The sequence below is a fragment of the Halomonas sp. SCS19 genome (assembly GCF_040147015.1).
GTDB lineage: Bacteria > Pseudomonadota > Gammaproteobacteria > Pseudomonadales > Halomonadaceae > Halomonas > Halomonas litopenaei.
Map to the genome: position 1 here is coordinate 595,354 of NZ_JAMSHN010000001.1, position 23,584 is coordinate 618,937.

The following is a 23,584-nucleotide window of genomic DNA, read 5'->3' on the forward strand; positions in this document are numbered from 1 at the left end:
ACAAGAGAGAGTCCGAGAGACAAACGGCGACCGGCCGCCCGAGGCGGCCGGAGCGATCAACTGCGAATGCCCTTGCCGTTTTCCAGCATCCACAGGGCAATGGCGAACAGCACCACGATAAAGCCGAAGATAGCGGCGAGCGCCCAGCCGACCGGGATGTCGGAGACGCCAAGGAAACCGTAGCGGAAGACGTTGACCATGTAGAGGATGGGGTTGAGCATCGAGGCGCCCTGCCAGAAGGCCGGCAGCAGCGAAATCGAGTAGAAGACCCCACCCAGGTAGGTCAGCGGCGTCAGCACGAAGGTCGGCACGATGGAGATATCGTCGAACTTCTTGCCGAGCAGCGCGTTGATGAAGCCGCCGGTGGCGAACAGTGCCGCGGTCAGGATCACCACCCCGATGGTCAACAGCGGGTGGGCCACCTCGATACGGGTGAAGAACAGCGACACCCCGGTGACGATAATGCCGACACCGAGCCCGCGCGCCATGCCACCGAGGATAAAGCCCGCCAGTATCACCCAGTTGGGCATCGGCGAAACCATCATCTCCTCGACACTGCGCTGGAACTTGTTGGAGAAGAACGACGAGGCCACGTTGGAGTAGCTGTTGGTGATCACCGACATCATGATCAGCCCCGGGACGATGAAGTCCATATAGCTGTAGCCGTCCATCTCACCGATGCGTGAGCCGATCAGGTTGCCGAAGATGATGAAGTACATCGTCATGGTGATCGACGGCGGCAACAGGGTCTGCGGCCAGATCCGGGTAAAGCGCCGGACTTCCTTGGCCACCAGGGTCCACAGGGCGATCGCGATCTGACTCGGGTTCATCCTCTCAGCTCCTTGTCGGCGTTGCCGCTTTCCACCATGGACACGAACATTTCCTCCAGCCGGTTGGCCCGGTTGCGCATCGACAGCACCCGCACGCCGTCTGCCTTGAGGGCATCGAAGACGTCGTTTAGGCACTGCCCGCGATGCACCATCACCGATAGCTGGGCGCTGTCCACCTGCTTGACCTCGAAGCCTTCGATGGCGGGGGCATGATCGATGGGTTCGGCCAGATCCAGCAGGAAGGTCTCGGTGTCGAGCTCACTCAGTAGCTCGCGCACGCTGGTGTTCCTGACGATCTCGCCGTGGTTGATGATGCCCACGTTGCGGCACAGGCTCTCCGCCTCTTCCAGATAGTGGGTGGTCAGGATGATGGTGGTGCCTTCCTCGCGGTTGATACGCCGCATGTACTCCCACATGCTGCGGCGCAACTCGATATCCACCCCGGCGGTGGGCTCATCGAGGATCAACAGCTTGGGACGGTGCATCAGCGCGCGGGCGATCATCAGGCGGCGCTTCATGCCGCCGGACAGCATGCGTGCGCTGCCGTTGCGCTTGTCCCACAGGCTGAGATCCCTGAGCAGGCTTTCTGCCCGAGGCAGGGCTTCACGGCGAGGCATGCCGTAGTAGCCGGCCTGGGCCAGCACGATATCGATGACCCGCTCGAACTGGTTGAAGTTGAACTCCTGCGGCACCACCCCGAGATGGTACTTGGCCCGGGCAAAGTCCTCGTCGATATCGATGCCGAAGATCTTTACCTGGCCGGCGGTCTTCTGCACCAGCGAACAGACCACGCCCAGGGTGGTGGACTTGCCCGCCCCATTGGGGCCAAGCAAGGCGTAGAAGTCGCCCTGCTGGACGTCGAGGTCGATGCCCTTTAGGGCCTTGAAGCCATTGCCGTAGACCTTGGTCAGGCCTCGAATGGACAGAGCCGGTTCGGCCATGAGGGATCCTTGGTGTCAGGGTTGAAAGCTTGGGCTTTGAAGCATGAGATCGGACGCCAAGCGCTGCACGCCTTCGCTAGCTTGCCTGTCGCGGGTGACTCGACGTTGACGGTTGGCATCAGCTTGCCCAACCCGTCGCGATCGCGCCGTGCCGAGCGACGGGATTCGCTATTCGATAGAAGGCTTAGCATATGGGGTCGGTCGGGAGCATCTTCAACCGGACAAAGCGGCAAATGCGGCGTCGACGCAGGGGGCACTCGATGGTCTTACGCCGGACTCGCTTCGCGCAAGCACAAAAAAATCGCCGATCAACGCGATGATTCGCGTCGCTCAGGCGACTGTTGCTGCTTCTGGCGATGTGCTTTTCACAGGTATTTGAGACGCTTCTCGATACTGGAGCGGGAAACGAGATTCGAACTCGCGACCCCAACCTTGGCAAGGTTGTGCTCTACCACTGAGCTATTCCCGCTTGATCGATGCAGTCCAACGATGTCTTCATCGTGTCCTGCCTGCGCTGCGAAGTGGCGTCCCATAGGGGGTTCGAACCCCTGTTCCCGCCGTGAAAGGGCGGTGTCCTAGACCACTAGACGAATGGGACGCATGGAGCGGGAAACGAGATTCGAACTCGCGACCCCAACCTTGGCAAGGTTGTGCTCTACCACTGAGCTATTCCCGCAAACGCATCGCAAATTGTACCGGAAAGTGGCGTCCCATAGGGGGTTCGAACCCCTGTTCCCGCCGTGAAAGGGCGGTGTCCTGGACCACTAGACGAATGGGACGCATTGGAGCGGGAAACGAGATTCGAACTCGCGACCCCAACCTTGGCAAGGTTGTGCTCTACCACTGAGCTATTCCCGCGCTGCGCACTACTGCCGCATTCCGGCCTCGAGATTCGAGTTGGCGTCCCATAGGGGGTTCGAACCCCTGTTCCCGCCGTGAAAGGGCGGTGTCCTGGACCACTAGACGAATGGGACGCATCCGCCTCGTCTCATCTCGAGGTGGCGCGTATGTTACTGAGCACCCTCAAAAGTGTCAACCCCGGCTGAAGGATTTCCTGCTCGATTCAGCGCCCTTCTCTATATAGGCTCTTTCTATACGCATTCGCTCTCCATCGACGCTTTAGCCACCCTCCCCTGCATCGTGGAACGCAGGAGTTGGTCAAACTGCAGCAAACGTCTTAGCTTGAATACCGAGGCTGCGACTTTGATGCAGTCGTGGGTGCCGCATCGACGCGAACCACGATGCGCAAGCCTCGACCGAACGTCACGGGAGACCGTCCATGCGCAAGAAGATCGAGAAGTCCGACGCCGAATGGCGAGAGCAGCTTACCCCGGAGCAGTACCACGTCACCCGCGAAAAAGGCACGGAACGTCCCTTTACCGGTGACTACCAGATCACCGAGGTGCACGGCATCTATCACTGCGTGTGCTGCAACGCCCCCTTGTTTGAAAACGAGCACAAGTTCGACGCTGGCTGCGGCTGGCCCAGCTTCGACCGCCCGCTGTCCTGCGAAAGCGTGCAGCGCCACGAGGACACCAGCCACGGCATGCACCGCATCGAGGTCACCTGCCATCGCTGCGATGCCCACCTAGGCCATGTGTTCCCCGACGGTCCGACCAGCACCGGAGAGCGCTTCTGCATCAACTCGCTGGCCATCGACTTTCATGAGGGGGAGTAGGCGTTGCGCCATCCCCTGGCCTACGCCCCAGACGTCTCTCTCCCCTTGCCCCTTTCCTTCTCGCTGCAAGCCCCTGTGCCCGCCGCCAGGTGTTTTTCGGCGGGCCTGGCGCGCTTGTCGCCCGGACCTTGCGACCTCGCCTCCCACCGTGTGCGACCCTGCCCTCCATCATCTGCGACCTTGTCATCCACCGCTCGCGACATTTGCCTCGCATTTCCATAAGATGGGGAGCCATTTGCGCAACACCCTTTAGAGAAGGCAGGAGAACGAGATGCTGGGCTGGTTTCCGGGACACATGAACAAGGCGCGACGCCAGATTCTCGAGGCGCTGCCGGAAATCGACGTGGTCATCGAGGTGCTGGACGCGCGCCTGCCCTATTCCAGTGCCAATCCGATGCTGGCGAGCCTGACCCGCCACAAGCCGGTACTCAAGATCCTGTCCCGAGCCGATCTGGCCGATCCTGAGGGTACCCGTGCCTGGACCGCCCACTTCGACGCCCAGCCAGACACCCGCGCCCTGGCGGTGACCACCACCAATACCCGCGAGCTCAAGCGCATTCCCAAGCTGTGCCATGAACTGGCTGGCCAGGTGCGTGCCGACCGCGACGTGCGGGTGATGGTGATGGGCATCCCCAATGTCGGCAAATCGACGCTGATCAATGGTCTGGCGGGACGCACCATCGCCAAGACCGGTAACGAACCGGCGGTGACCAAGCGCCAGCAGAAGGTACGCATCCAGGGTCGCGTGGCGCTGACCGACACCCCGGGCGTGCTGTGGCCAAAGATAGAGGATCAGGCCAGTGCCTATCGTCTGGCGGCCAGCGGCGCCATCCGCGATACCGCCATCGACTATGTCGATGTGGCCCTGATCACCGCCGCCGAGCTGGCCAAACGCTATCCAGAGGCGCTCAAGGCACGCTATAAACTCAAGGCGCTGCCGGCCTACGAGGCCAATCCCGACGCCGACAAGGTCGAGGCCGACGGAGACGCTCGCCCGGACCTGATGGCGCTGGCCGGCTTCGACGGCCACGCCATCCTCGCCGAGATCGCCGCCAAGCGCGGTGGCCTGCGCGCCGGTGGCGAGATCGACCTGCACCGCGGCAGCGAGGTGCTGTTGCACGAACTGCGTGACGGCAAGCTCGGGCGCCTGACCCTGGAGACCCCGGAGGACATCCCGGCGCCTGAGGAAGCCGCTGTCGACGCCGCAAACGATGCCTCGGAAGACGGCTCGCAGGATGTCACAGAAGGCGCCTCGAAGGCAGCACCTCACCAGGGTGCCCAGGGCGGAGCGGCGAGCGACGACTAGGCCGCACGCCCGGCCACCGCCGCCCCGGCAACGCATCGACAGGACTCACCAACAACGACACTCCCGCCCCGGCGGGCACGGACACACGGACCCAGCGAGACCCGCGCCATGGACACGCCCACCCTTTCCAAGTCTCACAAGCTCGACAACGTCTGCTACGACATCCGCGGGCCCGTGCTCGAGCACGCCAAGCGGCTGGAGGACGAAGGACAGCGCATCCTCAAGCTCAATATCGGCAACCCGGCGCCGTTCGGCTTCGAGGCGCCGGAAGAGATCCTGCAGGACGTGATGCGCAATCTACCCACCGCCCAGGGCTACTGTGACTCCAAGGGTCTCTACTCGGCGCGCAAGGCGATCATGCAGGAGTGCCAGCGCAAGGAGATCCCTGGCGTAGGTATCGAGGACATCTACATCGGCAACGGCGTCTCCGAGCTGATCGTGATGGCCATGCAGGCGCTGCTCAACGACGGTGACGAGGTGCTGATCCCGGCCCCCGACTACCCGCTATGGACCGCTGCGGTGAACCTGTCCGGCGGGCGTGGCGTGCACTATCTGTGCGACGAACAGGCCGACTGGGCGCCAGCGATGGACGATATCCGCGCCAAGGTGACCAGCCACACCCGCGCCATCGTCATCATCAACCCCAACAACCCCACCGGTGCGGTCTATCCCCCCGAGGTGCTGCGCGAGCTGCTCGACATCGCCCGTGAGCACAACCTGGTGGTGTTCTCCGACGAGATCTACGACAAGATCCTCTACGACGACACCGTGCACGTGGCCACCGGGGCACTGGCCAGCGAAGACCAGCTGGTGGTGACCATGAACGGTCTGTCCAAGAGCTACCGCTGCGCCGGCTTTCGCAGCGGCTGGATGACCCTGTCCGGGGCGGTGGCACGCCAGCGCGCCAACGACTTTATCCAGGGCCTGACCATGCTGGCCTCGATGCGCCTGTGCGCCAATGTGCCCGCCCAGCACGCCATCCAGACCGCACTGGGGGGCTACCAGTCGATCAACGACCTGATCCTGCCCGGCGGGCGCCTGCTGGCCCAGCGCGACATCACGGTGGAAAAGCTCAACGCCATCCCAGGGGTCAGCTGCACCACGCCCAAGGGCGCACTCTACGCCTTTCCGCGCCTGGACCCCAAGGTCTTCAATATCCAGGACGACCAGCAACTGGTGCTGGACCTGCTGCTGCAGGAGAAGATCCTGCTGGTCCAGGGTACCGCCTTCAACTGGCCCGACCCGGACCACGTGCGCATCGTCACGTTGCCCTGGGCCGATCAGCTCGGCGACGCCCTGGATCGCTTCGCCCGCTTCCTCTCGCGCTATCGCCAGTAAGCGGTCACGCCGACGTCATCGCCGGGTGCCAGCATCGAATCCGCTATCTCGACGCTGGCACGGTGATAGCGTCATCCGCGCCCGGGCGCTTGAAACTTGTCGCTCCAGGGCTTATCTAAGCATCTGATTCCTCCCGTCGAGCCGATTGGCTCGGCAGGTTTCCTTCCTTACGGAGAATGTCGGCAATGATGAGAATCCTGCTCTTCCTGGGCACCAACCTGGCGGTGATCCTGGTGGCGAGTATCACCCTGCGCCTGCTCGGCGTGGAGCCCTACCTCAACGCCCAGGGCATCAACTTCAACAGCCTGCTGATCTTCTGCTTCGTGTTCGGCATGGCGGGTTCCATGGTGTCGCTGTTCATCTCCAAGTGGATGGCCAAGCGCTCCACCGGCACGGTGATCATCGAAAATCCCTCCAACGCCACCGAGCAGTGGCTGGTCGACACCGTCGCCGAGCTGGCCCGCGAGGCCAACATCAAGACCCCGGAGGTCGGCATCTTCCCGGCCCAGCAGTCCAATGCCTTTGCCACCGGCTGGAACAAGAACGATGCCCTGGTCGCGGTGTCCGCCGGTCTGCTCAATCGCATGCAGCCCGAAGAAATCAAGGCGGTGCTGGCCCACGAGATCGGCCACGTCGCCAACGGCGACATGGTCACCCTGGCGCTGATTCAGGGCGTGCTCAACACCTTCGTGATGTTCTTCGCCCGGGTGGTCGCCCAGGTGGTCGACAGCTTCCTGCGGCGTGACGACAACGAGGGCCTTGGCTTCTTTGGCTACATCGCCGTGGTCATGGTCGCCGAGATCGTGTTCGGCATTCTGGCCTCGATGATCGCCGCCTGGTTCTCGCGCTTCCGCGAGTACCGCGCCGACGCCGCCGGGGCCAAGCTCGCCGGTTCCGGCGCCATGATCAATGCCCTGGCTCGACTCAAGGCCGAGACCCAGATGCCCGACCAGATGCCGGACACCCTGACCGCCTTCGCCATCACCACCGGCCAGACCCGCAAGCTGATGGAAAAGCTGTTTGCGAGTCACCCGCCGCTGGACGACCGCATCCGCGCGCTCAAGGAAGCCGCCTACCGCCAGTAAGCGCACACTTGATGCGCTCGCAACGCCCCCGCCCGGCCCTGCCTGGCGGGGGCGTTGTCGTTGGAGCCGGCTTTCACTTACTCCTCTCGGCACACCCAGGATCGCTTCGCCATTTGCGCGTACGCCTCGTCACGACAATAGTTAAGCAGCGTACAACGAGGCGTTCTGGCCGCACGGCCAGCGGCCTGCAACGATCTACCGAAAACACGAGGGTATGCCATGTCAGTCTCTTACTCCCTGCGCGGGGCAATCGCAGGCTCGGCGCTAGGGCTCGCTCTGGGTCTCGTCTCGACCTCGGCGCTGGCCGACAGTCAGGCGATCCTGGAAGGCGAACGCTTCCATCCTGAGGTCAGCACCCGCGGCATGGTCGCTACCAGCCACTTCCTGGCCTCCGAGGTGGCCCGAGAGGTGCTGGCCAACGGCGGCAATGCCGTGGACGCCGCCGTGACCGCAGGCTTTGCGCTGGCGGTCACCCAGCCGCGTTCGGGCAATATCGGCGGCGGCGGCTTCATGCTGATCTCCGACGAGAACAGCGATGAAGTCATCGCCATCGACTACCGCGAGAAAGCGCCCAAGGCGGCCTACGAGACCATGTTCCAGGACGACAACGGCGACGCTGTGGCCGAGCTGTCCCGCTACACCCACAACGCCGCCGGCGTACCCGGCACCGTGGCAGGGCTGGCGCTGGCGCTGGAGCGCTACGGCACCATGAGCCTGGCCGAGACCCTGGCCCCGGCCATCAAGCTTGCCGAAGAGGGCTTCGCCGTGCCCCAGCGCTTCGTCGACGGCATCGACAGCGCCAGCGAACGCTTCGAGCCCTGGGAGGCCAGCCGCGCCAAGTTCTTCAAGGAGGATGGCTCGCGCTACCAGGTCGGCGACATCTACCGCCAGCCGGACCTGGCCGCCACCTTGAAGCGCATCGCCGAACAGGGCCCCCGTGAGTTCTACGAGGGTGAGACCGCCGAGCTGATCGCCGCCGAGATGGAGCGTCACGACGGCCTGATGACACGGGAGGATCTGGCCAGCTACGAGGCCACCGTGCGCGACCCGGTGCATGGCAGCTACCGTGGCCACGACGTCTACGCGATGAGCCCGCCGTCCTCCGGTGGCGCCCATATCGTGCAGATCCTCAACATCCTCGAGGACGACGATATCGGCGAGCTGGGCTTCAACTCGGCCCGCACCATCCACCTGATGGCCGAGGCAATGAAGCGGGCCTACGCCGATCGCTCCCAGTATCTGGGTGACACCGACTTCGTCGAGGTGCCCCTGGCCGGGCTGACCTCCGAGGAGTACGCCGCCGAGCTACGCAGCGATATCGCCGCCGACCAGGCCACCCCGAGTGCCGATATCGCGCCAGGCAACCCGCTGCCCTACGAGTCCAACGAAACCACCCACTTCTCGATCGCCGACGGCAACGGCCTGGCGGTGTCCAACACCTACACCATCAACTTCAGCTATGGTTCGGGCATCGTGGTCGACGGCGCCGGCTTCCTGCTCAACAACGAGATGGACGACTTCTCGGCCAAGCCGGGGGTACCCAACGCCTACGGTCTGATCGGCGGCGAAGCCAACAAGATCGAGCCGGAGAAGCGCATGCTGTCGTCGATGACGCCGACCATCGTCAAGCGCGACGGCAAGAACTACCTGATCACCGGCAGCCCCGGTGGCTCGCGCATCATCACCACCACCCTGCAGGTGCTGATGAACGTGATCGACCACGACATGAACATCCAGGCAGCGGTCAGCATGCCGCGCATCCACCACCAGTGGCTGCCCGACGAAATCCGTATCGAACAGGGCGTCAGCCCCGACACCCTGGACCTGCTGGAGAGCATGGGCCACACCGTCAGCCAGCAGGAGGCCATGGGTGCCGCCCAGTCGATCCTGATCGAGGACGGCGTCTTCTACGGCGGCGCCGATCCGCGCCGTTCCACCTCCTCGGCCATGGGGCTGTAACCTGCTGACACCCAGGCAACGCCAAGACTTGGCCGCGACGCCAAGACTCAGCCGCGCGATGGAAGTCGCAGTAGAGGATGTCCGCCCCAACAGACAAGGGCCCGGCGCATGGCGTCGGGCCCTTGGGGTGTCCATGTAGCTGGTCGGGAAAGACCACTTGGACGGCGGTGCCGTCTGTGTCAGCGGTGCCGTCTGAGTCAGCGGCAGTCCACTTGAAAGCCGGCCCCGGACAGCAGGGGCGCCAGCTCCTGCGCCTGGCCGACAAGCTCCAGCGTCAGGGTCGAAAACTCACGACGCAGCGGATAACTCGCCCGACACTGATCAAAGCCCTTGCCCGGGTCATCGACGGCCATGGCTCGCAGCAGTCGATCATGATCGCGCCGCGGGTCATACACCGCCCGCATGCAAAGCGCCAGCGCCTCCTCCGGCGACAGGCCGCCATCGAGCACCAGGCGTGACAACGCGGGAGCGGGCAGCAGCTCCGCGAGGGAAACCCTTTCCCCCAGCCCCAGGTGGGCCACCAGCGCCTGATGGATCTGATGGGTACCGCGCAGCTTGCCGTCCAGGCTATGCCCCGCGATATGGGGCGTGGCCAGGGCGACCTGGTGCGCCAGTACCTGGTCGATGGAGGGCTCTTCCTCCCACACGTCGAGCAGTGCGGTGAGGTCATCACCGCGAGCCAGGCGTCGGCTCAGCGCCTGACCGTCGACGCAGTCGCCACGTCCGGCATTGAGCAGCAGCGTACCGGGCAGCAGCTCCTCGATGCGCCGGGCGTCGAGCAGGTGGCGAGTAGCGTGGCATCCCTCGCGCACCAGCGGGGTATGCAGGCACAGCACGTCGCAGCTGTCGATCAGGGCGTCCAGCTCGACAAAGTCCTGGCCGTTCTCGTCACCGGCTCTGCTGCTGGCTTCCCTCTCGGCCCTTGGCGGGTCGCACAGCCGGTGCTCGATGCCCATGGCGGCCAGACGGGTCGCCAGCCGGCCGCCCACATTACCGACACCGACGATCCCCACGCGACGCTCGAGCAGCGACTGGCCACGACGCTCGCAGGCCAGCATCAACGCCGACAGCACGTAGTCCACCACCGGCTCGGCATTGCAGCCCGGGGCGCTGGCGAAGGTGATGGCATGGCGCGCCAGGGCGGCCTGGTCGACATGGTCGGTGCCAATGGTGCAACTGCCGACAAAAGACAGCGGCGAGCCCTTGGCCTTGGTGGCCTCGATCAAATCGGCGTCGAGACGCGTGATCGAGCGAATCACCAGGGCATCCACATCGGCCAGGCTGTCGGCGTCGATCTCGCGCCCCGGCCGGCGGCTGACCTGGCCAAGCGGCGCAAAGCAGGCATCGGCGGCGGGCACGTTGGCATCGACAAGAATCTTCATGGGGTTCCCCGGGTCGCAGGTATCGGGCTCCCGGTCATGCAACCGGGCTATTTGTGGATTAGCCTCAAGGGCTTACAATGCCCATGATAACCATAATGGAAACACTGCAAAGGCTTTATCAGCGTTTCCAGAAACGGAGCCGGCGCCCGCCCTCCGTAGCCACCAAGTGATATGACGGGAGTCGCCGTGATCGTCCGCTGGGAAACCGACCATGACTATGTCCTCGTGCACGTGCACCAGGACATGTTCGGCGACTGGATCTTCAGCCGTGCCTGGGGCCAGATCGGAACCCAGTTCGGCGGGCTCAAGCATCAGCTGGCCGATGACTACGGTCAGGCAATGATGTGGCTGGAAGACGAGAAGACCATCCTCGGATCGCGAGGTTTCACCAAGGTCCTGGAAGCCGACGACCATAGCCCGGAAGGCCGTGAAGCCATGGGGCAACTGTCACTGCTGGACGAGCACTGAGCATGGCGGACACCTCCCCTGCCAGCCTGGCTCCCCGACTGCGTGCCCTGCTGGAGAGCCTGCCCGACAGCGCCCTGCCGATCACCTACCAGCAGGCCGCCGAGGCTCTAGGGCTCACCCCGCCACGCACCATCCGCCGGGTGGCCGAAGCCCTGGAAATCACCATGCGCGAGGATGTCGCGGCCGAACGACCGCTGATCGCCGCCCTGGTGGTCAGCCGCCAGGCACCCCAACTGCCGGGCCCTGGCTTCTTCGAACTGGCGGTGGCACTTGGGCGTCTTGACGAGGAGCCGACCTCACATCTCGAGGCCTACCAGCGAGAGCTGGCCGCTGCCCTGGCGACCCGCCGCTAACGCGGTGGCCGCCATGGCGACGAGGCCACCACTACGGGCGCTCTCGCCATAGCCCTTGTTACAGTCATCCTACAGCCATCCCGGCACCCGCTCAGAGCTTGCCGAAGACGCGGCGTCCCTTCACCCGGGACGCTGTTACTGCGGGAGCCTCCCTCCCCTGGCTCGCCGAGTCCGCTTCGGCTTGCACAGCGACCACTTGCTCGCTCAACCACCCGCGTGTCGCCAGCCAGCGCATGACGGCATCCGGCTCCACCCGCCCCTCCAGGACGTCATCGGGACGTTCAGCGTCGATCAGCACCGGGATCCTTTCGCCGTAACGGCGAAGCAGGGTGTCGTCTTCGCTGATCTCGATACGCTCGATGGTGAACTCCACCCGGGCAAGGGCACGCACCAGGGCTTCCATCTGCTCGCACAGATGGCAGCCCAGGGTGGTGTAGAGCGTCAGTACCATCACGACGCCTGCCGATGGCGGATGAGGAAGCAGTGGTGCAGGTCCGGCCGGCGGCTGAAGTCAGGGTCGAAGGTCTGACGCGAGATGTCCTTGACCTCGAAGTCGACGGCAAGCTCGTCATCCATCTGAAAGCGCCGCTGGTTGTTGGAGAACACCAGGGTACCGCCCGGCGCCAGCCGAGCCATGGCCAGGCGCACCAGGCGCGGGTGGTCCCGCTGGACATCCAGGGTGTCTTCCATCTTCTTGGAGTTGGAGAAGGTCGGCGGGTCCATGAAGATCAGGTCGAACTCGCCGCCTGCGGTCTCCAGCCAGCGCAGGCAGTCGTCGCGCACCACCCGGTGGCGCGACGGGTCGAGCCGGTTGAGCGCGAAATTGTCCCGCGCCCACTCCAGGTAGGTGTTGGACATGTCGATGCTGACACTGTCACTGGCGCCGCCCTCGGCCTCGCTGCCGAGCGCTGCCTGCACCGTGGCCGTGGCGGTGTAGCAGAACAGGTTGAGAAAGCGCTTGCCGGCAGCCATCTCGCCGAGCATACGGCGCACCGGGCGATGATCGAGAAACAGCCCGGTGTCCAGATAGTCACGCAGGTTGACCCATAGCGTCGCGCGACCTTCGGTGACCTGGAAGCGCTGGCCGCTGCGACCCTGCTTCTCGTACTGAGACTTGCCCTGCTGACGCTTGCGCCGCTTGATCACCACCTTGCCGGGGTCCACTTCCAGCACCTCGGGAATCACCCCGAGGGCATCGAACAGACGCCGCTGGGCCTGGGACGGATCGATGGACTTGGGCGCGGCGTACTCCTGGACGTGGACGTGATCGCCGTAGACATCGATGGCCAGGGCATACTCGGGCATGTCGGCGTCATACAGCCGATAGCAGCTCTCGCCGCTGCGCTTGAGCCACTTGCGCAGCTTCTTCTGGTTCTTTTCCAGACGGTTGGCAAACATCTGGGCGCCCTCGCTACGAGGTGCCGTGGATGTTGCCTGGGTATCGGAGGACGCCGCCTCCAGGCTTGCCCGAGTGGCCGGGCTAGCCTGGCCGTCGACCGCCGACGTTGCCTCAGCGTCATGGCGGCGACCCTGGCTCCGATCCTGGTTCTGATCCTGGTTCTGGTTCTGGCCATCGCGGCGTGCGATATCGATCAGCAACAGCTTGGCCTCGAGCGGGCCGTTTCTCAGCGCGTACTGCTTGTGGGCACGCATGCCGAGACGGTGGCCAAGGTCCGGATTGCCGGTGAACAGCGCCAGGCGCCAGCCACCGAAGTCGGCCTTGAGCCGCTCGCCCAGGTCCGAATAGAGCCGCACCAGCTCCGGCAGCTCGCCGATACGCTCGCCGTAAGGCGGGTTGCTGATCACCAGCCCCGCAAGCTCGGGGTCGAGCACCCGCGGCCGCGCCAGGCGATGCACGCTGGCGCCATCGAGGTGGATCAGCGCCGGGATGCCGGCGCGCATGGCGTTGGTCTTGGCCGCCGACAGCGCCGGCGGGCTCTGGTCGAAGCCAAAGATCACCGAGCGCGCGCGTTTTCGTCCGATGCTCGCCCGGGCCTCGGCCTCGCGCAGGACCTCGCGCCACAGCGCCGGGTCGTGGCCGGCCCAGCGGGCAAAGCCGAAGCGCTCCCGATTCAGGTTGGGCGCCATGTCGGCGGCCATCAGCGCAGCTTCGATCAACAGCGTGCCCGAGCCACACATGGGGTCAACCAGCGGCGCGCCCTGCTTGGCCAACTCCGGCCAGCCGGCGCGCACCAGCAGCGCCGCCGCCAGGTTTTCCTTGAGCGGGGCGTGGCCGGTATCGCGACGATAGCCGCGCCGGTGCAGGCTGTCGCCGGACAGGTCGATGCCCAGCGTCAAGCGGCCACGGTGCAGGTGGGCATAGAGGCGAACGTCGGGATTACGGACGTCGACATCGGGACGCGCCTGGCCGGCCGCACCAAGACGGTCGACCACGCCATCCTTGACCGTCTGGGCGCCGAAGCGGGTGTGTCGAATCTCGTCACTGCGACCATGAAAGTCCACCGCAATGCTGGCACCGGCAGGCAGATGGCGCTGCCAGTCGACGGCGGCGGCGGCATCGTGCAAGGCATCCGGCGTTTCGACGCCTTCCGTCCGCGACAGACACAGGATGACCCTGTTGGCCAGGCGCGACCACAGACAGGCCCGGTAGGCACCCTCGAGATCGCCCTCGGCGTTCACGCCTGCCACGGTGGTCTTGCCCGGTGTCAAGCCGAATGTGACTAGCTCGTCGGCTAACAGTTGTTCGATGCCCCGCGGACAGGTTGCCAGAAGGTCAAGCTTCTCAGGCACTTGCTTCTCCTACATTAATGATGACTGCGAAAGCCATTATTCGGTTAACCATTTCATGACGACAAGGTGAACAGGTTGTTACAAAACAACAGTCGACAATGCCGAGCGGCTTACGCTATCAATGGAATGGTAGCTACGAGATACGACACATGTGTCCCTGTCAACAAGCCTTCATTTCGTGCGACTCGGGAGAGCCTGCACATCGCAGGGCTTGGGCATCACGGGCCTGCCGCTTGCATCCCCCGAATTTCCCGCAGGGGCAGGTCAGATTGGTACCTTTGTCACGAGGTAGACCCATGAAACGACAGAAACGTGATCGCTTCCAGCGTGCCTATGTACATGGCTACAAGGCCGGTCTCTCGGGTAGATCCCGCGATGACTGCCCCAGCCAGGACATCAATCTACGGGAATACTGGATGAGCGGTTGGCGTGAAGGTCGTGGGGACCAGTGGTCGGGCATGACGGGAGTGTCCGGCATTCACAAGAACCCCATGGTGCTCTGATAACGCAGTACTGTCGAGGTAAAGGAAAGACCCGCCAAGCCCATGGCAAAAGACGCCATGGGCTTTTTGCTGCCCGCCCTTTCAGCGCGCCGACGCCAGCGCCCTGGCGCACTCCCGGACCAGCCCCGGTCCGCGGTAGATAAAGCCCGAATACACCTGCACCAGATCCGCCCCTGCCTGACGCTTGGCCACCGCCGCCTGGCCACTGTCGACGCCGCCGACGCCGATGATCGGCATGTCGGGCAACGCCTGGCGCAGCCGCTCGATCACAAGGTTGGAGGCATCGAACACCGGGCAACCCGACAGTCCGCCCTGCTCATCGGCGTGCGCAAGCCCTTGCACCGCTTCACGGGATACCGTGGTGTTGGTGGCGATCACCGCGTCGATGCCATTGTCCGCCAGCGCCCGCGCCACCAGAACGACCTCTTCCTCGTCCATGTCCGGGGCGATCTTTACCGCCAGCGGCACACGACGCCCACTCTGTTCATCGAGGCGAGTGCCTGTCGAGCGCAGGCGTCCGAGCAACTCATCGAGGTGGTCGCCGAACTGCAGGTTGCGTAGCCCCGGAGTATTCGGTGACGAGATATTGACCGCCACGTAGTCGGCGTGAGCGTGAACCCGCTCCAGGCAGTAAAGGTAGTCGTCACCGGCGTCCTCCACCGAGGTGGTCAGGTTCTTGCCGATATTGATGCCGATCACCCCGCGGTAGCGGCTGGCCTTTACCTGCTCCACCAGGTGATCCACGCCGAGGTTGTTGAACCCCATGCGATTGATGATGGCGCCACGCTCGGGCAGGCGGAACAGCCGGGGCTTGGGGTTGCCGGACTGGGCCCTGGGGGTCACGGTGCCGACCTCGACGAAGCCGAAGCCCAGCGCCCCCAGGGCGTCGAGGTGATCGGCGTTCTTGTCGAGCCCCGCCGCCAGGCCGATACGGTTGGGGAAGCTCAAGCCCATCACGTTGACCGGATCGTCCACGCGGGCACCTGCCAGCAACCGCGTCGCCTTCACGCGCGCCGCCCAGTCCAGCGACGTCAAGGACAGGCCGTGGGCCCGTTCGGGATCCAGGCGAAACAACAGGGAGCGGGCGAGATCGTACATGGCGTCTCCGAGGCGAAAAAGGACGAGGGCGCGCGGCCGGGCGCGAGTATAGCGCAGCCGCGACGCCACGACGACTTCCTGAATCAGACCTCAGCCGTTTTGCCCAAACGGGCTTTCATCCCAGGTCGTCAGTGTCCAATGTCCCCTTCGGTAAACAGAAACTCGCGTAGATACTTGTCCATGGCGGGATCCTTGCGGCGCAGCCACTCCAGGGTCATGGCCGCGTGCTCCTTTTCCTCATCACGGTTATGTTCGAGGATCTTGCGTAGATCTTCGTCCTGACAGGCGTCAACTCGCTGGTTGTACCAGTCGACTGCCTCCAGTTCCTCCATCAACGACACGATGGCGCGATGGTAATCCCGGGTCTGCGCCGTCAACTCTTCCACCGGTTCGTGGTAGCCCTCGCTCGATCCAGCCATTCGCCACTCCTTTTCTTTGTAAATAGTTGTGTTCTACTAACTCCATCAACGTAGGACACGATCGTTGTCTTGTCAGTCAGCGACATATGCCGGGAGGGCCCATGACAGAAGTGACCGAGACGTTTGAAAGCCAGCTGTCGCGCATCCACCTGGCCCTGGAAGACGAGAACCCCCAGGAGGTCTCCGAGGCCCTGGAGGATCTCGAACCCGCCGAGGTCGCCCTGCTGCTCGAATCGCTGCCGCTGAGCGAGCGCATCAGGCTATGGGAACAGGTACCGGCGGAGGACGACGGCGAGGTCCTGCTGCACGTCCATGACGAGGTGCGCAGCACCCTGCTCGAGGACATGGACCCCGAGGAGATCGTCGCCGCCACGGCAAGCCTGGACACCGCCGACCTGGCAGAGCTGTTCGAGGACCTGCCCAAGCAGGTGGCCGAGGACATGCTGCGCACCATGGACGAGATGCAGCGCACTCGTCTGCAGGAGACCCTGTCGTTCGAGGAAGACAGCGCCGGGCGCCTGATGCGCACCGACGCCATCGGGGTGCGCTCCGACGTCACCCTCGAGACAGTGCAACGCTTCCTGCGCTGGAAGGAGTCGATCCCGGACAACACCGACAACCTGATGGTGGTGGACCGCATCGGCCACTTCGTCGGCGTGCTGCCGCTGGCCCGGCTGGTTTCCCATGATCAGGAGACCTCGGTGGCGGAGCTGATGGACGCCGACGTCGACGTCATCCAGGGCGACATGAAGTCCCGCGACGTGGCCACCCTGTTCCAGACCCACGACCTGACGTCGGCCCCGGTGGTGGACAACGACGGCATGTTGATCGGCCGTATCGTCATCGACGATATCGTCGACGTCATCCAGGAGAACTCCGAACAGGCGCTGATGAACATGGCCGGCCTCGACGAGGAGGAAGACCTGTTCGCGCCGGTTTTGCCCAGCGCCAAGCGTCGTGCGGTATGGCTCGGCATCAACCTGCTGACCGCCTTTCTCGCCGCCTGGGTCATCGGTCAGTTCGAGGATGCCCTGGAGAAGGTGGTGGCGCTGGCGGTACTGATGCCGATCGTCGCCAGCATGGGCGGCATCGCCGGCAGCCAGACCCTGACCCTGGCCATTCGCGGCCTCGCCCTTGGCCAGATCAGCAAGACCAACAGCAACTGGCTGCTGCGCAAGGAGGTCGGCATTGCCCTGCTCAACGGTATCGTCTGGGCACTGGTGGTGGCGGTGCTGGCGGTGCTCTGGTTCAAGAGCGTGGCGATCGGCGTGATCATCGCCGCCGCCCTGGTCATCAACATGCTGGCCGCCGGGGTCTGCGGCATCGTGATTCCCCTCGTGCTCAAGCGCATGAACATCGATCCAGCGCTGTCCGGCTCGGTCATTCTGACCACCGTCACCGACGTGATCGGCTTCATGTCCTTCCTCGGCCTGGCGACGATCTTCCTGCTGTAGCGCTTCGCTGAGCGGATTCATCGACCGGCCATCACTGCCCCACGGGCACTGATGGCCGATCGGTGGTCCCGCCACCTCGTCGCCTATCTACCGATTCCTGCCTCCCGCTTGGTACGCCCCTCGTCTGCTGTCGCTTATCTACCGGCTCTTGTCTACCGACTCTTGCCTCCCGCTCCGTGCGCCCCCTCATCTGCTGTCGCTTATCTACCGGCTCTTGTCTACCGACTCTTGCCTCCCGCTTCGTGCGCCCCCTCATCTGCTGTCACTTATCTACCGGCTCTTGTTCGCCGTCCCTTGCCGGCCGTCTCCTGTCTGCGACACCCCCCGTCGCCGGTACGCTACTCTTGTGCTGCTGTGCTGATTCGTTAGCATGGTCAGCAAGGCGCGGGTGACAAGCGCCCATCCCTGCTGGAAACAGGGATCCCCGAGACGGAAAAGGAGAGACCGCATGATGATCAAGACTCGCCCCATGATGCTTGCCCTCGGCGCCATTGCCGCCCTCGGCCTTGCCGGCTGCGCCAGCGACAGCGCCTCGATGGAGAAAGAGAGCACCGACTACATCGTCACCGGGCTCGGCGACGATCGCCAGGAAGCCCTGGAAGAGGCCAAGGAGCGCGCACTGGAGCAGTGCGAGGCCCAGGATCGCGACGAATTCATCATCGAAGAGCAACAGGTGCTTGGCCCCAACACCAGCCCGGAAAAGCGTGAGCGCGCCGAGGCCATGGTCGAAGGCGGCACCGTCAACGAAGACACCAACCTGGCGGCGCTGAACGACGATAGCGAAGGCTTCAAGGCGATCTGGAGCATCAGCTGCCGCTAAGCCTCGGTCCGTTGGTTGCCGACAAGGCATACGAAGGCCAGACGCAAGAAGGGCGCCCCCAGGGGCGCCCTTCTTGCATTGTGTGAACCGCCACCTGGTGTGAACCGCCACCTTGTGTGAACCAACGTCACGGATTCACTCGATCGGTGTTGGCTACGACGAGGACGCCCGTGGGCGTCCTCTAGTGGTCGACTCACTGACCCGGGGTCTAGACCTCGCTGTTGCTCTCGGCCAGATCCACCAGCTCACGCACCGCCACGGCAAACAGCGGGAAGCCGCCCTGGGCGCCACTGTCGACCTCGTTGATCAGGCGGCACCAGCGCTTGTGCATGGACTCGTGGTGCTTGAGCCACTGATCGACACGTCCGGCGGTATCGCGGGCGCCGCTCTCCATCTTCATCACGCTGGCGGTCAACGCCATCTGCTGACGCTCGATGTCGTCGCGGAAGGTCTCCCGCGCCTGGGCCTGCCAGCTATCCTTCACCGGCAAGGCGGTAACCTGCTGGATCATCCACGGCAGCTCCAGACGGGCGCCGATCTCGTAGCAGACCTCGGCCACCTTCTGCGGCTTCTCGTTGACCTGGCGGGCGGTCTGGATGATGCCCAGCGCCGCGTACAGGCTATCGGCCGCGGCCACGGTGGAGGCCAGCGCCTCGGGCACCCCGGCGTCGACGAGTTCGTCACGGCGGGCCTGCCAGGCCTCGAGTTCCTCGCCACGCAGACGCTTGCCGATATTCTCCTGCAGCTGGGCAATACGCGGCTGGTAGTACTCGATGCAGTCACCGGCAGCCTGGCCCGAACGATGGCGCAGGAACCAGCGTGAAGCGCGGCGAATCATGCGCATCAGGTCGAGCATCATTCCGTACTGGATATCGGTCGAGACCTGATTGTCGAGCGCTTCGATCTGCTCCCACAGCTTGGGCAGCTGGAAGCTGTCACGGGCGATGACGTAGGCCCGCGCGATGTCCGCACGCCCCATGCCGGTGGAGTCGATCAGCCGGCGGGTGAACACGATGCCCATGTGGTCGACCAGATCGTTGGCCAGCTGGGTCGCCACGATTTCGCGCTTCAGGCGGTGGCTCAGGACCTGGTCGCGGTAGCGCTCCACCAGGCTCTGGGGGAAGGCCCGGGTGGCGTGCTGGGCGATGATCTCGTCGTCGGGCACGTCGGAGGCGATCAGGTCGCCCTTGAGCGTGCTCTTGGCGTAGGAGATCAGCACCGACAGCTCCGGCAACACCATGCCCTGGTCATTGGCGGAACGCTCCTGGAGCTCCTCGTCGGAGGGCAGGAACTCGAGTTCGCGATCGATCTGACCGGCCGCTTCCAGTTCGCTGATAAAGCGGCGATAGGGCCCGATCCCCTGGTGGGACAGCCGCTCGGACAGATCCAGCGCCAGGGTCTGACGATAGTTGTCGGTCAGCACCAGCTCGCTGACTTCCTCGGTCATGTCCGCCAGCAGCTGATTGCGCTGCTTGTCGGTCATGTCACCGTTGGCCACCACCTCATCGATCAGGATCTTGATGTTGACCTCATGGTCGGAGCAGTTGACCCCGCCAGCGTTGTCGATGAAGTCGGTGTTGACGCGCACACCACGCGCCGCCGCCTCCATGCGCCCGCGCTGGGTCAGGCCAAGGTTGCCGCCCTCGCCTACCACTCGGCAGTTCAGTTCCTTGCCGTCGATGCGCAGCACGTCGTTGGCCTTGTCGCCGACCTCGGCGTCGGTCTCGGTGCTGGCCTTGACGTAGGTGCCGATGCCGCCGTTCCAGATCAGGTCGACCTTCGAGCGCAGCATCGCCTGGATCAGCTCATTGGGCGGCAGCTTGTCTTCGCTGATGCCGAAGACCTCCTTCATCTGCGGCGTGATCTTGATCGACTTGGCCGCACGGGAGAAGACACCGCCGCCTTCGGAGATCAACGAGGTGTCATAGTCTTCCCAGCTGGAGCGCGGCATCTCGAACAGGCGCTTGCGCTCCTTGAAGGTGCTGGCCGCATCCGGCGTCGGATCGACGAAGATGTGCATATGGTTGAAGGCACCGACCAGGCGAATGGTCTCGGACAGCAGCATGCCGTTGCCGAAGACGTCACCGGCCATGTCACCGATACCGACCACGCTGAACTCGTCGGACTGGGTATTGATGCCGAGGCCACGGAAGTGACGTTTGACCGACTCCCAGGCGCCCTTGGCGGTGATGCCCATCTTCTTGTGGTCGTAGCCGTTGGCGCCGCCGGAAGCAAAGGCGTCACCCAGCCAGTGGCCATACTCGATGGAAATCTCGTTGGCGATGTCGGAGAAGGTGGCGGTGCCCTTGTCGGCCGCCACCACCAGGTAGGGGTCCGCCTCGTCGTGGCGTACCACGTTCTTCGGCTCGACGACCTCGCCACCGACCAGATTGTCGGTCACGTCCAGCAGCGCGCGGATGAAGGTCTGGTAGCAGGCGATGCCTTCCTTCTGGGTGGTCTCGCGATCGGCACCTTCCGGCATGCGCTTGCACACGAAGCCGCCCTTGGCCCCCACCGGCACGATCACCGAGTTCTTGACCTGCTGCGCCTTGACCAGCCCGAGCACCTCGGTACGGAAGTCCTCGTGGCGATCCGACCAGCGCAGGCCGCCACGGGCGACCTTGCCACCGCGCAGGTGAACACCCTCGACCCGCGGCGAGCAGACGAAGATCTCGAACATCGGGCGCGGCTTGGGCATGCCGGTGACCTTGGACGGTTCCAGCTTGAACGACAGGTAGTCCTTGAAGCCGCCGTCTTCGGTCTTCTGATAGTAGTTGGTGCGCAGGGTCGCCTGGATCAGCTCCACGTAACGACGCAGCAGCCGGTCGTCGTTGAGGCTGGCGACGTCGTCGAGCAGGCCATTGATGCGCTCGACGCAGGCCTCGATCTCACCCTCGGCGGGACGATCCTCGGGATCGAAGCGCAGCTCGAACAGGGTCACCAGCTCGCGGGTGATCTGCGGGTGGGCCACCAGTGCATTGGCGATGAAGTTCTGGGAGATGCCGAAGCGGATCTGCTTCAGATAACGCGCGTAGGAGCGCAGCATCGCCACTTCACGCCAGTCGAGGTTGGCGCCGATGATCAGACGGTTGAAGCGGTCGTTGTCCGCCTCGCCGGCCCAGATGCGCTGGAAGGCCTCGATGAACGGCTTGCGCATCTCCTGCAGGTTGACCTCGGTGTCGGTGTGATGCTCCAGATCGAAGTCGTGGATCCAGTAGCTCTCGTCCACCGCCTCGACCTCGTAGGGGCGTTCACCGATGACCCTGAGCCCCAGGTTTTCCATCATCGGCAGCACGTCGGACAGCGGAATCGGCTTGCGCTTGTGGAACAGCTTGAGGTTGACGCCGCTGCCCTCTTCCTCGATCAGTCGGTACAGCGACAGCGCCAGCGGCTTGCCGTTGTCCAGCTCGCCGATGTGCTGCAGGTCGTAGACCGCGGTGCGGGCACTGAAGTCTTCCTGGTAGCTGGCCTGGAAGGCGTCGCGGAAGCGATCCAGCAGCTGGTTGGCGTGTTCCTCGCCGAAGCCTTCGATGGCGGCATTAAGCAGATCATCGCGCCAGTTGCGGGCGAGCCGCGCCAGCTTCTCTTCCAGCGCCTTGATGTCGTAGTCGGTCGGCGTGTCGCCGTTGAAGCGCAGGATGAACTGGATCCGCGCCAGCACCGATTCGGACAGGTAGGTGTTGAAGTCGCCGAAGGTGGCGTCGAGTTCCTCGCACAGCAGGTTCTGCAGACGCAGACGAAGCTCGGTCGAGAACACGTCGCGCGGCACGAATACCAGGCACGAATAGAAGCGACCGAAGCGATCCTCGCGGATGAACAGCCGCACCCGGCGACGTTCACGGATATCGAGGATACCCAGCGCCGTCTGGGCCAGCTCGTCTGTGTCGATCTGGAACAGGTCGTCGCGGGGATAGACCTCGAGGATCTGGGTCAGCTGCTTGCCGTTGTGGCCCTTGGGGTTGAAGCCGGCGATATCCATCACCGTCTTGAGCTTGCGCCTCAGGATCGGAATATGACGCGGCGAGTCGTTGTAGACCCCAGCGGTGAACAGCCCCAGGAAGCGACGCTCGCCGATGACGTTGCCCTTGTCGTCATAGCGATCGATAGTCACGTAATCCGGATAGGTGGGACGGTGGACGCGGGCGTGGAAGGCACTCTTGGCGAATGACAGAAGCTGCGGCACCAGCACGTAGCGATCGCCCTCGACCCCCTGGTCGGTGCGGATACGCTGGCGATACTGGGCATCGGACAGACGGAACAGACCGAGCTCGCTGCCGTCGACCTGATTGAGGCTCTGGCCACCGTTGTCCTTGTCGACGGTGAACTCGTCATAACCGAGGAAGGTGAAGTTGTCTTCCAGCATCCATTCGAGGAAGGCCACCGCCTCGTCGTGATCGGCCTTGTCGATCGGGCCCGGGCAGCAATTCTTGAGCTCGTCGATGGTCTCGCGGATGCGCGCGCGCATCGGATCGAAGTCCGCCACCGCCGTGCGCACTTCCTTCAGCACCTCGTGGATGCTCTGCTCGATGGCCGACAGCTCCTCGGGGTCGGAGTGACGATCCACCTCGATGGCGATCAGCGACTCACGATGCTCGGGGGCGTCCTTTTCACCCGGAGACGACACACGCTCGACCCGGTGCTGCTTGTCACGAGCGACCGACAGGACCGAATTGTGGATGGCGTGGACGGTCATGCCACGACGGTTGAGCTCGATGCGCACCGAGTCGACCAGAAACGGCATGTCTTCGTGCAGCACCGCGACAAAGGTGTGGGTCGACTGCCAGCCGTGCTCCTCGAAGTCAGGGTTCATGACCTTGACCTTGGGTGAGGCCGGATCGAACTGCTGCAGGAAGTGCCACACCGACAGGGTGGCGCCGTACAGATCATCCAGGCGCCGCTCGCTGAGATCCTCCAGCGGCACCGTGGAGTAGAAATGGCGAGCGAAGTCACCCACCAGACCGGCCTTTTCCTGATCGAGGCGTCCTTCCAGCTTTTCCTCGAGTTGCTTGAGCAGATCCTCGCGACTGTCATCCTGTGCGACGTGTAACATCCTCACCTCGGTTGGCGGCGGCCACTTCACTGTGGCCTGTGTAAAGGTAGTGACGAGCGTGCTGCGCGGCGCTACGCATCCGGCGCTCCCGGCGCATTCGGCAAGCTTACGCCAATCCCCACCCCACCCCCATCCAGATGCCCGCCTTC

Annotated in this window: 18 protein-coding genes and 6 tRNA genes; 10 read left to right on the top strand and 14 right to left on the bottom strand. The window is 64.1% G+C overall.

Features of this window, described 5'->3' with window-relative positions; translation table 11 throughout:
• Nucleotides 1-56: 56 nt before the first annotated feature.
• The 8 genes from NFH97_RS02355 to NFH97_RS02390 all read right to left on the bottom strand — a co-directional run bounded on the left by NFH97_RS02355 (nt 57) and on the right by NFH97_RS02390 (nt 2,745).
• On the bottom strand, nt 57-830 hold the full coding sequence (locus NFH97_RS02355) for an ABC transporter permease (RefSeq protein WP_045993708.1): 774 nt from the start codon (nt 828-830) through the stop codon (nt 57-59).
• Nucleotides 827-1,771 (bottom strand): ABC transporter ATP-binding protein, encoded by a 945-nt coding sequence (locus NFH97_RS02360; protein ID WP_124802432.1) that lies wholly within the window; start codon nt 1,769-1,771, stop codon nt 827-829. The genes NFH97_RS02355 and NFH97_RS02360 overlap by 4 nt, the downstream gene beginning before the upstream one ends.
• Nucleotides 1,772-2,165: 394 nt before the next feature.
• Nucleotides 2,166-2,240, bottom strand: a tRNA-Gly gene (locus NFH97_RS02365).
• Between the two features lie 53 nt (nt 2,241-2,293).
• Nucleotides 2,294-2,369: transfer RNA gene (locus NFH97_RS02370), tRNA-Glu, on the bottom strand.
• 3 nt (nt 2,370-2,372) lie between these two features.
• Nucleotides 2,373-2,447 (bottom strand) — tRNA-Gly (locus NFH97_RS02375).
• Nucleotides 2,448-2,474: 27 nt separating this feature from the next.
• Nucleotides 2,475-2,550: transfer RNA gene (locus tag NFH97_RS02380), tRNA-Glu, on the bottom strand.
• 4 nt (nt 2,551-2,554) lie between these two features.
• Nucleotides 2,555-2,629: transfer RNA gene (locus NFH97_RS02385), tRNA-Gly, on the bottom strand.
• A gap of 40 nt (nt 2,630-2,669) precedes the next feature.
• Nucleotides 2,670-2,745: transfer RNA gene (locus tag NFH97_RS02390), tRNA-Glu, on the bottom strand.
• Nucleotides 2,746-3,050: 305 nt separating this feature from the next.
• Here NFH97_RS02390 and msrB point away from each other — a divergent pair.
• The 5 genes from msrB (at nt 3,051) to ggt (ending at nt 9,137) form a co-directional block, all read left to right on the top strand.
• Nucleotides 3,051-3,449 carry a peptide-methionine (R)-S-oxide reductase MsrB gene (gene msrB, locus NFH97_RS02395; protein WP_045994885.1) on the top strand — a complete coding sequence of 133 codons (399 nt, stop codon included), beginning with the start codon at nt 3,051-3,053 and terminating at the stop codon, nt 3,447-3,449.
• Between the two features lie 271 nt (nt 3,450-3,720).
• On the top strand, nt 3,721-4,755 hold the full coding sequence (gene ylqF / locus NFH97_RS02400) for a ribosome biogenesis GTPase YlqF (protein ID WP_349624370.1): 1,035 nt from the start codon (nt 3,721-3,723) through the stop codon (nt 4,753-4,755).
• A gap of 108 nt (nt 4,756-4,863) precedes the next feature.
• Nucleotides 4,864-6,093 carry a pyridoxal phosphate-dependent aminotransferase gene (locus NFH97_RS02405; RefSeq protein ID WP_045994887.1) on the top strand — a complete coding sequence of 410 codons (1,230 nt, stop codon included), beginning with the start codon at nt 4,864-4,866 and terminating at the stop codon, nt 6,091-6,093.
• 185 nt (nt 6,094-6,278) lie between these two features.
• Nucleotides 6,279-7,178 (top strand): protease HtpX, encoded by a 900-nt coding sequence (gene htpX, locus NFH97_RS02410; RefSeq protein WP_045994888.1) that lies wholly within the window; start codon nt 6,279-6,281, stop codon nt 7,176-7,178.
• 219 nt (nt 7,179-7,397) lie between these two features.
• The gene (gene ggt / locus NFH97_RS02415; protein ID WP_108449652.1) at nt 7,398-9,137 is read left to right on the top strand and encodes a gamma-glutamyltransferase; all 1,740 of its coding nucleotides are present in this window, start codon (nt 7,398-7,400) and stop codon (nt 9,135-9,137) included.
• A 197-nt stretch (nt 9,138-9,334) separates the two neighbouring features.
• On the opposite strand, the gene pdxB is transcribed toward ggt, so the two are convergent.
• Complete coding sequence (pdxB, locus tag NFH97_RS02420) at nt 9,335-10,519, bottom strand: 4-phosphoerythronate dehydrogenase PdxB (RefSeq protein ID WP_124802436.1); 1,185 nt, start codon at nt 10,517-10,519, stop codon at nt 9,335-9,337.
• 186 nt (nt 10,520-10,705) lie between these two features.
• Here pdxB and NFH97_RS02425 point away from each other — a divergent pair, with 186 nt between their 5' ends.
• Together NFH97_RS02425 and NFH97_RS02430 are read left to right on the top strand one after the other, a co-directional pair.
• Nucleotides 10,706-10,987 carry a hypothetical protein gene (locus tag NFH97_RS02425; protein WP_045994908.1) on the top strand — a complete coding sequence of 94 codons (282 nt, stop codon included), beginning with the start codon at nt 10,706-10,708 and terminating at the stop codon, nt 10,985-10,987.
• A gap of 2 nt (nt 10,988-10,989) precedes the next feature.
• A complete protein-coding gene (locus NFH97_RS02430) occupies nt 10,990-11,340 on the top strand; it encodes a hypothetical protein (RefSeq protein WP_045994891.1) in 351 nt (116 codons plus the stop codon).
• 91 nt (nt 11,341-11,431) lie between these two features.
• Here the strand turns inward: NFH97_RS02430 and NFH97_RS02435 are convergent, their stop codons facing one another.
• Together NFH97_RS02435 and rlmKL are read right to left on the bottom strand one after the other, a co-directional pair.
• A complete protein-coding gene (locus tag NFH97_RS02435; protein ID WP_240184286.1) occupies nt 11,432-11,791 on the bottom strand; it encodes a glutaredoxin family protein in 360 nt (119 codons plus the stop codon).
• A complete protein-coding gene (gene rlmKL / locus NFH97_RS02440) occupies nt 11,791-14,091 on the bottom strand; it encodes a bifunctional 23S rRNA (guanine(2069)-N(7))-methyltransferase RlmK/23S rRNA (guanine(2445)-N(2))-methyltransferase RlmL (protein WP_349624371.1) in 2,301 nt (766 codons plus the stop codon). Before rlmKL ends, NFH97_RS02435 begins: the two co-directional genes overlap by 1 nt.
• Nucleotides 14,092-14,387: 296 nt before the next feature.
• Here rlmKL and rmf point away from each other — a divergent pair, with 296 nt between their 5' ends.
• Nucleotides 14,388-14,594, top strand: coding sequence for a ribosome modulation factor (gene rmf, locus NFH97_RS02445; RefSeq protein WP_045994893.1), 207 nt, complete (start codon nt 14,388-14,390; stop codon nt 14,592-14,594).
• A gap of 81 nt (nt 14,595-14,675) precedes the next feature.
• Here rmf and NFH97_RS02450 read toward each other — a convergent pair whose 3' ends face one another.
• Nucleotides 14,676-15,692: a quinone-dependent dihydroorotate dehydrogenase gene (locus NFH97_RS02450; protein ID WP_045994909.1), complete on the bottom strand. Its 1,017-nt coding sequence runs from the start codon at nt 15,690-15,692 to the stop codon at nt 14,676-14,678.
• Between the two features lie 128 nt (nt 15,693-15,820).
• A complete protein-coding gene (locus tag NFH97_RS02455) occupies nt 15,821-16,111 on the bottom strand; it encodes an encapsulin-associated ferritin-like protein (RefSeq protein ID WP_045994894.1) in 291 nt (96 codons plus the stop codon).
• Nucleotides 16,112-16,212: 101 nt separating this feature from the next.
• Between NFH97_RS02455 and mgtE the strand changes: the two genes are divergently transcribed.
• The gene (gene mgtE, locus NFH97_RS02460; protein ID WP_045994895.1) at nt 16,213-17,565 is read left to right on the top strand and encodes a magnesium transporter; all 1,353 of its coding nucleotides are present in this window, start codon (nt 16,213-16,215) and stop codon (nt 17,563-17,565) included.
• Between the two features lie 448 nt (nt 17,566-18,013).
• Nucleotides 18,014-18,385 (top strand): hypothetical protein, encoded by a 372-nt coding sequence (locus tag NFH97_RS02465; RefSeq protein ID WP_222515392.1) that lies wholly within the window; start codon nt 18,014-18,016, stop codon nt 18,383-18,385.
• Nucleotides 18,386-18,593: 208 nt separating this feature from the next.
• On the opposite strand, the gene NFH97_RS02470 is transcribed toward NFH97_RS02465, so the two are convergent.
• Complete coding sequence (locus tag NFH97_RS02470; RefSeq protein WP_045994897.1) at nt 18,594-23,435, bottom strand: NAD-glutamate dehydrogenase; 4,842 nt, start codon at nt 23,433-23,435, stop codon at nt 18,594-18,596.
• Nucleotides 23,436-23,584: the final 149 nt, after the last annotated feature.

Coding starts and splice junctions, on each gene's coding strand:
- pdxB (WP_124802436.1), bottom strand. CDS start 10,519: ATGAAGATTCTTGTCGATGCCAACGTGCCCGCCGCCGATGCCTGCTTT.
- NFH97_RS02355 (WP_045993708.1), bottom strand. CDS start 830: ATGAACCCGAGTCAGATCGCGATCGCCCTGTGGACCCTGGTGGCCAAG.
- NFH97_RS02455 (WP_045994894.1), bottom strand. CDS start 16,111: ATGGCTGGATCGAGCGAGGGCTACCACGAACCGGTGGAAGAGTTGACG.
- htpX (WP_045994888.1), top strand. CDS start 6,279: ATGATGAGAATCCTGCTCTTCCTGGGCACCAACCTGGCGGTGATCCTG.
- NFH97_RS02430 (WP_045994891.1), top strand. CDS start 10,990: ATGGCGGACACCTCCCCTGCCAGCCTGGCTCCCCGACTGCGTGCCCTG.
- rmf (WP_045994893.1), top strand. CDS start 14,388: ATGAAACGACAGAAACGTGATCGCTTCCAGCGTGCCTATGTACATGGC.
- NFH97_RS02450 (WP_045994909.1), bottom strand. CDS start 15,692: ATGTACGATCTCGCCCGCTCCCTGTTGTTTCGCCTGGATCCCGAACGG.
- ggt (WP_108449652.1), top strand. CDS start 7,398: ATGTCAGTCTCTTACTCCCTGCGCGGGGCAATCGCAGGCTCGGCGCTA.
- NFH97_RS02405 (WP_045994887.1), top strand. CDS start 4,864: ATGGACACGCCCACCCTTTCCAAGTCTCACAAGCTCGACAACGTCTGC.
- NFH97_RS02435 (WP_240184286.1), bottom strand. CDS start 11,791: ATGGTACTGACGCTCTACACCACCCTGGGCTGCCATCTGTGCGAGCAG.
- msrB (WP_045994885.1), top strand. CDS start 3,051: ATGCGCAAGAAGATCGAGAAGTCCGACGCCGAATGGCGAGAGCAGCTT.
- NFH97_RS02465 (WP_222515392.1), top strand. CDS start 18,014: ATGATGATCAAGACTCGCCCCATGATGCTTGCCCTCGGCGCCATTGCC.
- mgtE (WP_045994895.1), top strand. CDS start 16,213: ATGACAGAAGTGACCGAGACGTTTGAAAGCCAGCTGTCGCGCATCCAC.
- NFH97_RS02360 (WP_124802432.1), bottom strand. CDS start 1,771: ATGGCCGAACCGGCTCTGTCCATTCGAGGCCTGACCAAGGTCTACGGC.
- ylqF (WP_349624370.1), top strand. CDS start 3,721: ATGCTGGGCTGGTTTCCGGGACACATGAACAAGGCGCGACGCCAGATT.
- NFH97_RS02470 (WP_045994897.1), bottom strand. CDS start 23,435: ATGTTACACGTCGCACAGGATGACAGTCGCGAGGATCTGCTCAAGCAA.